Genomic DNA, 502 nt, shown 5'->3' with positions numbered 1-502 from the left:
TTATTACGGTGCCAGCCTTGCGGCAATCGCCACCGAACAGGACCTGTGGGCAAAACACGGGCTGGAGGCGAAGCTGAGCGTATTTACCAACGGCCCGATCCAGGTTCAGGCCCTTCGCGCAGGCTCGCTCGATTTTGCCTATATCGGTTCCGGTGCGCTCTGGCTGGCATAGCCCGTCAGCCCTGCCCGTGCGGCATTGGACAGCCCCAGCTGCGGAATGGGCGCCTTTACGGATTGCGAAGTGATGTTGACCACCCGCCCCCAGCCGCGCGCCGCCATTTTCGGCATCAGTGCGGACATCAGGGCAATTGGGGCCAGCATGTTGGCACTCCAGTGCCTTGATGAAATCCTCACGGTCCCAATCGCTCCAGATACCGGGGGTGGCCCGCCGGCGTTGTTCACGAGGATATCGACATCACCGGCAGCCTCGATCACGGCGCGCTGGCCTTCGGGGTCGCAATGTCGGCCGCAATGGTCACGATATCGACGCCGAATCGCTCTC

The 502-nt window shown here is 62.5% G+C and carries 2 protein-coding genes; one reads left to right on the top strand and one right to left on the bottom strand.

Annotated elements, in window-relative coordinates; translation table 11 throughout:
- The first annotated feature begins 25 nt into the window (after positions 1-25).
- The gene (locus tag TR36_RS16260) at positions 26-172 is read left to right on the top strand and encodes an ABC transporter substrate-binding protein (protein ID WP_370553467.1); all 147 of its coding nucleotides are present in this window, start codon (positions 26-28) and stop codon (positions 170-172) included.
- Here TR36_RS16260 and TR36_RS14550 read toward each other — a convergent pair.
- Entirely contained in the window at positions 139-402 is a 264-nt protein-coding gene (locus TR36_RS14550) for an SDR family NAD(P)-dependent oxidoreductase (protein ID WP_237763616.1), read from the bottom strand. The two genes, TR36_RS16260 and TR36_RS14550, sit on opposite strands and share 34 nt — an antisense overlap.
- Between the last annotated feature and the right edge of the window lie 100 nt (positions 403-502).

This window comes from Falsirhodobacter sp. alg1 (genome assembly GCF_000739715.2).
Classification (GTDB): Bacteria; Pseudomonadota; Alphaproteobacteria; order Rhodobacterales; family Rhodobacteraceae; genus Falsirhodobacter.
Note: the sequence above shows the minus strand (reverse complement) of the source record. Positions and strands in the feature narration are given on the sequence as shown.